The organism is Winogradskyella helgolandensis, assembly GCF_013404085.1.
Taxonomy (GTDB): Bacteria; Bacteroidota; Bacteroidia; order Flavobacteriales; family Flavobacteriaceae; genus Winogradskyella; species Winogradskyella helgolandensis.
Genome location: NZ_JABFHO010000001.1, coordinates 4094800 through 4107588, shown reverse-complemented (window position 1 = coordinate 4107588; position 12789 = coordinate 4094800). Strand labels below are relative to the sequence as shown.

Annotated in this window: 9 protein-coding genes; 8 read left to right on the top strand and 1 reads right to left on the bottom strand. The window is 35.1% G+C overall.

What is annotated here, in order from left to right; all coding sequences use genetic code 11:
- The first annotated feature begins 6 nt into the window (after positions 1 to 6).
- On the top strand, positions 7 to 4419 hold the full coding sequence (locus HM992_RS17340) for a T9SS type A sorting domain-containing protein (RefSeq protein WP_179320643.1): 4413 nt from the start codon (positions 7 to 9) through the stop codon (positions 4417 to 4419).
- Positions 4420 to 4583: 164 nt separating this feature from the next.
- Here HM992_RS17340 and HM992_RS17335 read toward each other — a convergent pair whose 3' ends face one another.
- Positions 4584 to 5240, bottom strand: coding sequence for a YceI family protein (locus HM992_RS17335; protein WP_179320642.1), 657 nt, complete (start codon positions 5238 to 5240; stop codon positions 4584 to 4586).
- A 149-nt stretch (positions 5241 to 5389) separates the two neighbouring features.
- On the opposite strand from HM992_RS17335, the gene HM992_RS17330 reads away from it, so the two are divergent.
- The 7 genes from HM992_RS17330 to HM992_RS17300 all read left to right on the top strand — a co-directional run bounded on the left by HM992_RS17330 (position 5390) and on the right by HM992_RS17300 (position 12763).
- Entirely contained in the window at positions 5390 to 5947 is a 558-nt protein-coding gene (locus HM992_RS17330; protein ID WP_178983849.1) for a nucleotide exchange factor GrpE, read from the top strand.
- A 52-nt stretch (positions 5948 to 5999) separates the two neighbouring features.
- The gene (gene dnaJ / locus HM992_RS17325; RefSeq protein WP_178983850.1) at positions 6000 to 7124 is read left to right on the top strand and encodes a molecular chaperone DnaJ; all 1125 of its coding nucleotides are present in this window, start codon (positions 6000 to 6002) and stop codon (positions 7122 to 7124) included.
- A gap of 383 nt (positions 7125 to 7507) precedes the next feature.
- On the top strand, positions 7508 to 8434 hold the full coding sequence (locus tag HM992_RS17320) for an ABC transporter ATP-binding protein (protein ID WP_178983851.1): 927 nt from the start codon (positions 7508 to 7510) through the stop codon (positions 8432 to 8434).
- A 2-nt stretch (positions 8435 to 8436) separates the two neighbouring features.
- Positions 8437 to 9750: an ABC transporter permease gene (locus HM992_RS17315; RefSeq protein WP_178983852.1), complete on the top strand. Its 1314-nt coding sequence runs from the start codon at positions 8437 to 8439 to the stop codon at positions 9748 to 9750.
- Positions 9751 to 9753: 3 nt separating this feature from the next.
- Positions 9754 to 10626 (top strand): mechanosensitive ion channel family protein, encoded by an 873-nt coding sequence (locus HM992_RS17310; RefSeq protein WP_179320641.1) that lies wholly within the window; start codon positions 9754 to 9756, stop codon positions 10624 to 10626.
- An 81-nt stretch (positions 10627 to 10707) separates the two neighbouring features.
- Positions 10708 to 11871 carry a sigma-54-dependent transcriptional regulator gene (locus HM992_RS17305; protein WP_178983854.1) on the top strand — a complete coding sequence of 388 codons (1164 nt, stop codon included), beginning with the start codon at positions 10708 to 10710 and terminating at the stop codon, positions 11869 to 11871.
- A gap of 13 nt (positions 11872 to 11884) precedes the next feature.
- Complete coding sequence (locus HM992_RS17300; protein ID WP_179320640.1) at positions 11885 to 12763, top strand: PPK2 family polyphosphate kinase; 879 nt, start codon at positions 11885 to 11887, stop codon at positions 12761 to 12763.
- Positions 12764 to 12789: the final 26 nt, after the last annotated feature.

Sequence of the window (12789 nt, the reverse complement as noted above, 5' to 3'; positions counted from 1 at the left end):
AAAACAATGCGCTTTCTTATAACGGTGTTTTACCACAACTTTAAACCTTTAGGTTTTCTTATCATAGTATTATTTTTTCTGAATATGTCATCTGTGTCAGCACAGAATATTACAGACTTAGAATATTATTTTGGTACAGACCCAGGTGTTGGTAGTGGCACGCAGATAAGCGCAAATACAAATACAGGAGACCTAACGCAAGCTTTAGCTATTCCGTTAACAGGCTTAGATCAAGGGTTTCATAGGCTCACCATTAGAGCGAAAGACAAAGCTAATACTTGGGGTTTATATAAAGCAGTAACGTTTTATGTCAGTGAACCTTTTTCGGGCTCGTCGGCAATAAGTAATCTAGCAGCGGCAGAATATTGGATGGATTCAGATCCAGGGCCAGGGAATGGAACCACTTTAGCTATCACAGGAAATCCTGCAGAACTTACAGAAAGTTTTGCAATTCCTTTAGGAACTTTAGATGAAGGTTTTCATCAAATAGGCTTACGGATTCAAAATTTAGAGGGCACCTGGAGTTTATATGATAGGGTTACCTTTTATGTTTCTCAGGAAATCTCAGGGAGTGAAGACGTAATTAATTTAGCGGCCGCGGAGTATTGGTTCGATTCAGACCCAGGACCAGGGAACGGAACCGAACTTGCCATTACAGGAAATCCAAATCAGTTAACTGAGAACTTTACAATTCCTTTAGGAACTTTAGAAAGTGGTTATCATGAATTAGGCTTACGGACTCAAAATTTAGACGGCACTTGGAGTTTATACGATAGGAAAACATTTTATCTTATAGATAATGAGATTTTTGAAACCGATACTGTATCGCCATTAACAGATGCAGAATTTTTATATGATGCGGCATTTGGTTTTGACTTAGGAACAGAACTAAGTATCACAGCCACAGAAAATCCAGATGAGTATACTATAGAAATTCCTACAACAGAGGTTACTTGTGATATTCATGATGTTTGGATTTCGGTTAAAAATGAACTTGGAAACTATGGTCTTTATAGATTGGCAGAAGAAATTGAGATTTACGATAATTTACCACCAACCATAGTGGTATATTCAGACATTACAGTTGTTTTGGATGAAAATGGAGAAGGAAGCATCACTTTAGCTGATGTCAATAATGGCACGTATGATGATTGTGAATTGGTTTCAGTAGTGTTAAACCAAACCCAATTCGATTATACATGTGACGACATCGGTGAAAATACAGTAGTCATCACAGCTACAGATGCCGAGGATAAAGTAAGTACACAGAATGTAACTATAACCGTTTTGGATAGTAACGATCCTGTGGCTGTGGCTCAAAATATTACAGTACAGTTGGATGCCAATGGAGAAGCAACAATTACAGGAGATGATTTAGACAATGGCTCAACTGATGATTGTAGTATTGCAAGTAAAAGCGTTGATGTGTCATCGTTTGATTGTAGCAACATTGGCGAGAATACCGTAGCTTTTACTGTCACTGATACTAGTGGAAATACAAATACGGTGAATGCAACCGTTACAGTAGAAGAAACTGTGGCACCAATCGCCATTACTCAGAATATTACGGTGCAATTAGATGCTAATGGTGAAGCGTTAATTACAGCGGATGATTTAGATCTGTCCACCGATAATTGTGCGATAGCAAGTAAAAGTATCGATATTACGAGTTTTGATTGTGATGATCTTGGTGAAAATACCGTGACCTTAACCGTTACAGATGGCAGTGGGAATTCAGATACGGAAACTGCTGTGGTAACGGTTGAAGATGATATTAATCCAGTTGTTGTGACTCAAAATATAACCGTTCAATTAGATGCTACTGGAAATGTCAGTATTACGGTCGCACAAATAGAAAACGGTTCTACAGATAACTGTGGTATTGCCAATAGTAGTTTAGATATGACCAGTTTTACTTGTGACGATGCCGGTGAAAATACGGTAACATTGTCGGTTACTGATGCTAGCAATAATACAGGTACAGCAACAGCTGTGGTGACGGTTCAGGAAGCTGAAGATCCAACCGCCATAACCCAGGATATTACCGTGCAATTAGATGCAAATGGTAATGCGACTATTACTCCAGATATGATAGATAATAGCTCAACGGACAATTGTGCTGTTGCAAGCACTAGTTTGGATATTACGGATTTTACCTGTGATGATTTAGGTACAAACACGGTAACTTTAAGTGTTGTTGATGGTAGTGGAAATTCCGATACGGAAACCGCTGTAGTCACCGTTGAAGATGGTATAAACCCAACCGTTGTAACTCAAGACATAACCGTTCAGCTGGATGCTACTGGAAATGCCAGTATTATGCCTTCACAAGTTGAAAATGGTTCTATAGATAATTGTAGTATCGCTAGTAGTAATTTAGATATTACAAGTTTTACCTGTGATGATATCGGTGAAAATACAGTCACCCTTTCGGTTACCGATGCGAGTAATAATATAGGTTCTGCAACCGCGATTGTCACCGTAGAAGAATCTGAAAACCCTGTAGCTGTAGCACAAAACATCACTGTGCAATTAGATGCCAATGGCGTGGCCACAATTACAGCAAGTCAAATAGATAATAATTCTACTGACAATTGTGGTATTGCTAGCCAGACCCTAGATATTTCTAGTTTTGATTGTAGTTCTATAGGTTCTAATACAGTGACATTAACGGTTACGGATGCTAGTGGTAATTCTGACAGTGCTGCGGCAACTGTTACAGTAGAAGAAACTGTGGCACCAATCGCCATCACTCAGAATATTACAGTGCAATTAGATGCTAATGGTGAAGCTTCAATTACAGCCGATGATTTAGATCTGTCCACCGATAATTGTGCGATAGCAAGTAAAAGTATCGATATTACGAGTTTTGATTGTGATGATCTTGGTGAAAACACCGTGACCTTAACCGTTACAGATGGCAGTGGAAATTCAGATACGGAAACCGCCGTGGTAACAGTTGAAGATGATATTAATCCATCCGTTGTTACTCAAAATATAACCGTTCAATTAGATGCTACCGGAAATGTCAGTATTACGACTGCACAAATAGAAAACGGTTCTACAGATAACTGTGGTATTGCCAATAGTAGTTTAGATATGACCAGTTTTACCTGTGATGATATAGGTGAAAATACGGTAACATTGTCGGTCACTGATGCTAGCAATAATACAGGTACAGCAACAGCTGTGGTGACAGTTCAGGAAGCTGAAAATCCAACCGCCATAACGCAGAATATTACCGTGCAATTAGACGCAAATGGTAATGCGACTATTACTCCAGGAATGATAGATAATAGCTCAACGGATAATTGTGGTATTGCAAGCACTAGTTTGGATATTACGGATTTTACCTGTGCTGATTTAGGCACAAACACGGTAACATTAAGTGTTGTTGATGGCAGTGGAAATTCCGACGCAGAAACCGCTGTAGTCACCGTGGAAGATGGTATAAACCCAACCGTTGTAACTCAAAACATAACCGTTCAGCTAGATGCTACTGGAAATGTAAGTATTATGCCTTCACAAGTTGAAAACGGTTCTACAGATAATTGTAGTATCGCTAGCAGTAGCTTAGATATTACAAGTTTTACTTGTGATGATATCGGTGAAAATACAGTCACCCTTTCGGTTACCGATGCCAGTAATAATATAGGTTCTGCAACAGCGATTGTAACGGTAGAAGAATCTGAAAATCCTGTAGCTGTAGTACAAAACATCACTGTGCAATTAGATGCCAATGGCATGGCCACAATTACAGCAAGTCAAATAGATAATAATTCTACAGATAATTGTGCTATTGCTAGTCAGACCTTAGATATTTCTAGTTTCGATTGTAGTTCTATTGGTACTAATTCAGTGACATTAACGGTTACGGATGCTAGTGGTAACTCTGACAGTGCTGCGGCAACTGTTACAGTAGAAGACCCTATAAGTCCAACGGCTATAGGTCAGGATATATCAGTAGATTTAGAAAGTAATGGATCAGTTACTATTTTGGCTAGTGATGTTGATAATGGTTCTTTCGATAACTGTGGTAGTATGACGTTGAGTATTGATGTGGATACATTTACCATGGAAGGTGAGTATCCTGTGGTTTTAACGGTTGACGATGGCCACGGAAATATGAGTTCAGTAACCGTAATTGTAACGGTTATAGATACAGCATTGGGAATTGAGGATGAGGTTGAGGAATCAAACGCTATTCGTTTATATCCAAATCCAACATCAGATATGTTATATTTTGAAACCAACCTGACCATTTCTCAAATAAGTATCTATGATATTGGTGGGAAAAAAGTGTGGAGTAGCAACAAATTGCTCAGTCAAGTAGAGGTGAAGAGATTCGATGAAGGCGTCTATTTTATCCAATTCAAAGTTGAAAATAAACTTATAACCAAACGCTTTATAAAGCACTAATTACGTTGTGCTAGTTAATATATAGAGTTCCTAAAAATCCCCTTAACTGGGGATTTTTTTATGCAAAGGATTTAGATATTTTTTTGTTGGTAAACAACTCAATTTGATTGAAATAAAAAAAGCAGCCATTAAAATGACTGCTTTTTTATGAAACTCTTCTCTAATTACACTTTATTCGCTACTAAGCTTATTTTCAATTCAATTTCATTATTAATAAATTTATCACCTAAATTATCAAAAAATGATTTTGAACCATATTTAACATTCCATTTAGAACGGTCTATGGTAAACGTTTCACTAGTCAATGTCATACTATTATCGTCAGTAAAAGAAATTGCTACTGGGAAACTGATGTTATTCGTTGTTTCTTTAAGGGTTAAATTACCAGAAAGCATTGATTTTCCGTCAATAGTCTCCATGCCAGTAACATCAAATATAGCATTAGGATGTGCTTGAGCATCAAAAAAATCGTCACTCTTAAGGTGAGTCGTCAATTTTGCATTACCTTCTTCTTCAGCTGGAATATCCTTGACCACAATATTGGTCATATCAATAACGAATTTTCCTCCTTCGATAGCTCCTCCATTAATGTTTAATTTCCCGACATTAATACCAATGGTACCATAATGTGAGCCGGTTGGTTTAAAACCTTTCCATTCAATTGTCGATTCTTCTGGATTAACAGCGTAATTAATAGAACTAGATTTAGCAACTGCAGCATCTTTAGTCTCTGTTGTGCTAGCTTCTTTGGCTTTATCTCCGCAACTTGAAAATGTAATTACAGCAATCAGCGTAAAAAATTTTAAAAAATTTGATTTCATTTTAGTGTCTTTTTATTTGAGTTGTTAAAAACAAAGATATAAAATACTGCGTTTAAAGTATGATAAAAAAATGTTAATGACATTTTGACATTTTTATAATAATGGCAGTACTTTTGCCAATCTAATTGAAAGTTATAAAAGAACTCAAAATGAGTAAAAAAGATAAAAATAATAGCGTAGAAGATTCACAAGTTGAGGATCAGGCTACAACTACAGCAGAAGCTGAAGTAGAAGAGCAACAAAAGGATTTAAGAACTCCAGAAGAACAATTACAAGATCAAGTGGTTGCTGAGAAAGATAAATTTATGCGCCTGTTTGCAGAATTTGAAAACTACAAAAAAAGAACAAGCAAAGAACGCATAGAGTTGTTTAAAACAGCAAGTCAAGATGTTGTCGTTGCAATGTTACCCGTTTTAGATGATTTTGAACGTGCTTTATCACATATTGAAGATGATAAAGAAGCTGAAGAATTAAGGAAAGGAGTCTCAATAATCTATAATAAATTGCTTAATACTTTAGAGCAAAAAGGCTTATCTAAAATTGAAGTAAGACAAGGTGATACTTTTAACGCAGATCACCATGAAGCAATCACTCAAATTCCGGCACCAACGGATGATCTAAAAGGGAAAATCATTGATGTTATTGAGCGTGGTTATAAATTAGGTGACAAAGTTATTCGTTATCCAAAAGTGGTTATTGGACAATAATATTGAAATACGAGTTTGCACGTTGCTGCGAAAATCAAGAATAAATTAGTTGATGAAAGAAGATTATTACGAGATATTAGGAATAAGTAAAGGAGCATCAGATGCTGAAATAAAAAAAGCTTATCGTAAAATGGCATTAAAATATCATCCAGATAAAAATCCTGATGATTCAAGTGCTGAAGAGAAGTTTAAAAAGGCAGCAGAAGCATACGAAGTTTTAAGTAATGCTGACAAAAAAGCACGTTATGACCAATTTGGTCACCAAGCCTTTGATGGCAGTGGTGGCTTTGGTGGCGGAGGCGGTATGAATATGGATGATATATTCAGTCAGTTTGGTGATATCTTCGGAGGAGGCTTCGGAGGTGGAGGCGGTTTTAGTGGCTTTGGTGGAGGCGGAAGACAACAACGTGTTGTTAAAGGTAGTAACTTACGTATTCGTGTTACTTTATCTCTAGAAGATGTTGCTAACGGAGTTGAAAAGAAGATTAAAGTAAAACGTAAAATTCAAGCACCAGGTACAACTTATAAAACATGTAGTACGTGTAATGGTGCTGGTCAAGTCACTAGAGTTACCAATACTATTTTAGGTCGTATGCAAACAGCAGCAGCGTGTCCTACTTGTGGAGGTGCCGGACAAATTATTGATAAAAAGCCGGCAGATGCAGATGCACATGGTTTAAAAGTTTCTGATGAAACCGTTACTGTTAAAATACCGGCAGGTGTTGTAGATGGTATGCAACTTAAAGTTACAGGTAAAGGTAATGATGCACCAGGAAATGGTATTGCAGGTGATTTATTAGTTGCCATTCAAGAAGAAGAACATGCCACTTTAAAGCGTGAAGGTGATAATTTACATTACGATATGTATGTAAGTCTACCAGATGCTGTTTTAGGAAACTCTAAAGAAATAGACACCGTTACTGGTAAAGTGAGAATAAAGATTGAACCAGGAGTGCAGTCTGGTAAAATATTAAGACTAAGAGGTAAAGGTATTCCGAGCATCAATGGTTATGGTAAAGGAGATTTACTAGTTCATGTAAACGTTTGGACGCCAAAGACTTTAAATAAAAAGCAAAAAGCATTTTTTGAAAGTATGAAAGAAGATGAGCATTTTGAACCTAAACCAGAAAGCTCAGATAAATCTTTTTTTGAAAAGGTGAAAGATATGTTTTCATAAAGGGTGCCTATTTAATAAAATTTAGTATATTTGATTTATCGCTAATCTAATTAGCGGTAATTTTTCTTTTTCATAGCAATTTTTTCCCATCCTTGTCTAACCATAAGGGTGGGTTTTGTTTTTTGTAGTGATAAGGTTTTGATTCAGAGTCTTTTTGGGAATTAATAATGCATCAAGTAAAACAATTGTTTCATTCAAATCACCTTCTCAATCACCTTAAAAAATCTTAAGAAGCATTAAAATTTGGTTGAATAATATTCTAACTTTTCTGGTAACTGATGGAAATATTCAAAATTTACACAAATAGTATCATATTCTTAATTTAGAATCTATAACATTTAATATATTTACGTAATAACCACACCCTAAAAATCTAGTTTAATATGAATGACTTATTAGTTGCTAATTCCGTTTCAAAAAGTTTCGGGAATTTTAAAGCACTAAATCAAGTATCTATTGCTGTACCAAAAGGTAGCATCTTTGGTTTACTTGGCCCAAATGGAGCAGGAAAAACCACACTGATCCGTATAATTAATCAAATTACTATGCCTGATGAAGGTGCCGTGCTATTAGATGGGCAGCCGCTAAAATCAGAGCACATTAGAGATATTGGTTATTTGCCAGAAGAACGCGGATTGTATAAATCCATGAAAGTTGGTGAGCAATGTTTGTATTTGGCACAGTTAAAAGGCTTAACCAAAACAGAGGCCAAAGAAAGATTAAAATACTGGTTCGATAAACTAGAAATAGGTGATTGGTGGAATAAGAAAATCCAAGAATTAAGTAAAGGACAAGCTCAAAAAATACAGTTTATTGTAACGGTACTTCACCGACCAAAACTGTTGATTTTTGATGAGCCTTTTTCTGGGTTCGATCCTATTAATGCCAATTTGATTAAAGATGAGATTTTACAGTTAAGAGATGAAGGTGCTACTGTGATTTTTTCAACACATAGAATGGAATCGGTGGAAGAATTATGCGATCATATTGCTTTAATTCATAAGTCTAATAAAGTACTCGACGGAAAATTAAACGATATAAAACGTCAGTTCAAAACAAATACGTTCGAAGTGGGATTAGAATCCTTAAATAAAGACAAAGTATTTGCTGAAATTCAAGATAAATTTGAAGTACTACCTGCAACTTTTAAAAACTTGAATGATGATATTAAGTTGAATATTAAACTAGGAGAACAGGCATCACCAAATGATTTATTGTCATTTTTAACATCAAAAGCAGAAGTGCATCATTTTGTAGAAGTGATACCTTCAGCTAGTGATATTTTTATTCAAACTGTAAAAAATAATTAAAAATGAATCATTTACCATTAATTATAAAACGAGAGTATTTTACAAAAGTGAAGAATAAATCATTTATTGTAATGACATTTCTGAGCCCTTTAATAATGATTGCCCTTATTGCAGTTGTCGCTTATTTATCCCAATTAAATAATGATAAAGAACGTACCATTTCTATTTTGGATGAAACAGGTTATGTAAAAGACGTATTTCAGAATACAGAATTTACAACCTATACAAATCTAACGGGTTTAAGTTTAGAGGATGCTATCGCTTTAGTAAAAGAAAAAGAAGATTATGGCCTATTATATGTTGGGAAGGCCACGTCACTTGATGACGTTTCTGGGCATGTGAAATTTTACTCAGAAGATTCCCCATCTATAAGTGTCATTTCTAGTTTAGAACAACAGATTGAAAAACGACTAAAAGAAAGAAAACTTGAATTAGACGGTGTCACCCTAGCACAAATTGAAGCTTCTCAAACAAATATAGAAATAGCTCAAGAAAGTTTTGAGGGTGAAAAGAGTTCTAAAATAGATAATGTTGTAAAGCTTGCATTTGGTGGAGCCGCAGGGTATTTACTTTTTATGTTTATTATTATTTATGGAAACATGATTATGCGAAGTGTTATAGAAGAAAAAACCAGTAGAATTATTGAGGTTATTATTTCTTCTGTAAAACCTATTCAATTAATGATGGGTAAAATTATTGGGACGTCGTTAGCTGGTGTTACACAATTTGCAATTTGGGTTATTTTGGGAGGTGTTTTGATGGTTATTGTATCTGCTATTTTTGGAATAGATTTAACGCAAGTACAAACACCACAGCAAGAAATGATGAACCAAGCGATGCAAGCAGATGGTGCGCAAGCTATGGCCGAAAACTTAATTGGAGCCATTGGTAATTTACCCATGACAAATCTTATTATAGCATTTTTATTTTTCTTTATAGGTGGTTATTTGCTGTACAGTTCACTCTATGCTGCAATAGGTGCAGCAGTAGATAACGAAACGGATACACAACAATTTATGCTACCAATTCTTATGCCATTAATTTTGGCCGTTTATGTGGGTGTGTTTACAGTCATTGAAGATCCGCACGGTACAGTTTCAACCGTGTTTTCATTTGTGCCGTTGACCTCACCTGTAGTAATGTTAATGCGTATTCCTTTTGGTGTTCCACTATGGCAACAAGGTTTATCGCTTTTGCTTTTAATAGGTACCTTTATTTTTGCAGTATGGTTTGCTGCTAAAATATATCGCGTTGGAATTTTAATGTATGGTAAAAAACCAACGTATAAGGAACTATTTAAATGGTTGAAATATTAAATAATGATTCAAAACCTAAGTGATATTGAACATAAAATAACAGAAAGTAGTCTTTGGGAGAAAACCACAGACTTCTTAGGTTGGCATTTAAATGTTGGTGAGATTAGTATTTCAATTCTTGACATTGTCATTGTTATTACCGCAATATTTATAACTACGATTATACTTAGGTTAGCTTTAAAGGTTATAACCCGAAAATTGCCAGAAGAAGATAAAGGTAAATTTGGTGTGGTATATGGCTATTTTAGATGGCTTGTTTATCTCATTATACTTTTGGTTACACTGCATAGCGTTGGTGTTAATGTTACAGCCGTTTTTGCAGCGTCTGCAGCGCTTTTAATAGGTATTGGTTTAGCATTACAAACCTTGTTTCAGGATATTATTTCAGGAATATTTATACTAATTGATCAATCTGTACATGTTGGTGATATCATTGAAATTGATGGTAAAGTTGGTCGCGTAGAGGAGATTAAATTACGAACGACTAGAGCAGTAACTATTGATAATAAGGTTTTAATAATTCCGAATCACTTGTATTTAGAAAATAGTTTATATAATTGGACGCAAAACGGATCTACAACGCGAGAAAGTGTAGAGGTTGGTGTGGCTTATGGAAGTGATGTACAATTGGTTAAAAAATTATTGCTTCAAGCTGCAAGTGCTAATGAAAATGTACTTTCTGTGCCACCTCCAGCAGTTGTTTTTACTAATTTTGGTGATAGTTCGTTAGACTTTAAAGTCTCATTTACATTATCAGATAGTTTTAAAGCGCAATTTCCCAAAAGTGAAATTCGGTTTGAAATCGATCGTCTTTTTAGAGAAAACAATGTGTCTATTCCGTTTCCTCAACGCGATATCCATATTATACAAAAATAAAAAGTTTAGAGATATTCTGAAGTTTGGTTTAACCTTTGAATATATCCTAAACAAAAATAATAACAAGATTAAAATAGAGTTATGCCAAAAATATTAATTATTGAAGATGAAGCTGCTATAAGACGCGTACTAGTAAAAATTCTTTCTGAAGAGAATGATACTTACCAAGTAGAAGAGGCAGAAGATGGTTTAGTTGGAATTGAAAAAATTAAAAAAGAGGATTACGATTTAGTACTTTGTGATATTAAAATGCCAAAAATGGATGGTGTTGAAGTGTTAGAAGCCGTTAAAAAGATTAAGCCAGAAACACCAATGGTTATGATTTCTGGTCATGGTGATTTAGATACAGCAGTAAACACAATGCGTTTAGGTGCGTTTGATTACATCTCTAAACCACCAGATTTAAATAGACTCTTAAACACTGTTCGTATCGCTTTAGATAGAAAAGAACTCGTTGTAGAGAATAAAAGACTTAAGAAAAAAGTCAGCAAAAATTACGAGATGATAGGTAACAGTGATGGTATTGCTCGTATTAAAGACATGATTGATAAAGTGGCACCAACTGATGCTCGTGTTTTAGTTACAGGACCAAACGGAACAGGAAAAGAACTCGTAGCCCATTGGTTACATCAAAAAAGTGACCGTTCAAAAGGCCCAATGATTGAGGTGAATTGTGCTGCAATCCCTTCAGAATTAATTGAAAGTGAATTATTCGGTCATGTTAAAGGGGCTTTTACGTCTGCCGCAAAAGACAGAGCAGGTAAGTTTGAAGCTGCTAACGGAGGAACCATATTTTTAGATGAGATTGGTGATATGAGTTTATCGGCTCAAGCCAAGGTATTACGTGCTTTACAAGAAAGTCGTATTCAACGTGTAGGAAGTGATAAGGATATAAAGGTGAATGTTAGAGTCGTAGCTGCGACTAATAAAAATCTAAAGAAAGAAATTGAGGATGGTAAATTTAGAGAAGATTTATACCACAGGCTCGCGGTAATTTTAATCGAAGTGCCTGCTTTGAATGAACGACGTGATGATATTCCTCTTCTAATCAATTATTTTGCTGATAAAATTTCTAACGAACACGGCAATGTAAACAAGTCATTTTCTGATAAAGCAATTAAATTACTTCAGAATTATGATTGGACGGGTAACATCCGTGAGTTGCGAAATGTAGTAGAGCGTTTAATTATTTTAGGTGGGACCGAAGTTAGCGAAAGTGATGTAAAGGCGTTTGCTTCAAAATAAAAAGTTAGTTATTATGAAAGATATTAAGATAGACGATTTCAAAATTTCATCTCAAATTAATATTAAAGATTTACCAACAGCATTCGATTTAGGTAAAAGTGAAAAGAAGATAGAAAAGGAATTAAGAAAAGTTAGTCGCGATTTAGCAGACATCCAAAATAGAATGTATGCTCATGGAAAATATTCGGTACTTTTTTGTATTCAAGGTATGGATACAGCCGGAAAAGATAGTTTGATTCGTGAAGTCTTTAAAGAATTCAATGTAAGAGGCATTATAGCGCACAGTTTTAAAAAACCGACCGAATATGAGCTGAAACACGATTATCTTTGGAGACATGTAAAAGCATTACCTGCAAGAGGAAAGTTTGGGATCTTCAATAGAACGCATTACGAAAATGTATTGGTAACTAGAGTGCATCCTGAATATTTAATGTACGAAAATATGCCAAACGTTAATAGTCTAGATGATGTTGATGACGCTTTTTGGGATAGACGGTTCAATGAAATCAATAACTTTGAAAAATATATAGCAGATAATGGCACCATCGTCTTTAAGTTTTTCCTAAATATTTCTAAAAAAGAACAAAAAAACAGATTATTAAGACGACTCGAAAAACCGGAAAAAAACTGGAAATTTTCACCAGATGATTTAGATGAGCGTGAACACTGGGATAGTTACCAAACCTGTTATGAAGATGCGATTAATAAAACGTCTAAGCCTCATGCACCATGGTACAATCTTCCTGCAGACGATAAACCAACAGCAAGATATATTGTGGCAAAAATTCTTTACGATACACTTAAAGAATATGATGATATCAAAGAACCAGAACTACCAGAAAAACAAAAGGCTAATATTGATTCATACAGGCATCAATTAGAAAATGAATAATTTTTCAGTACTTATATTAAATATAT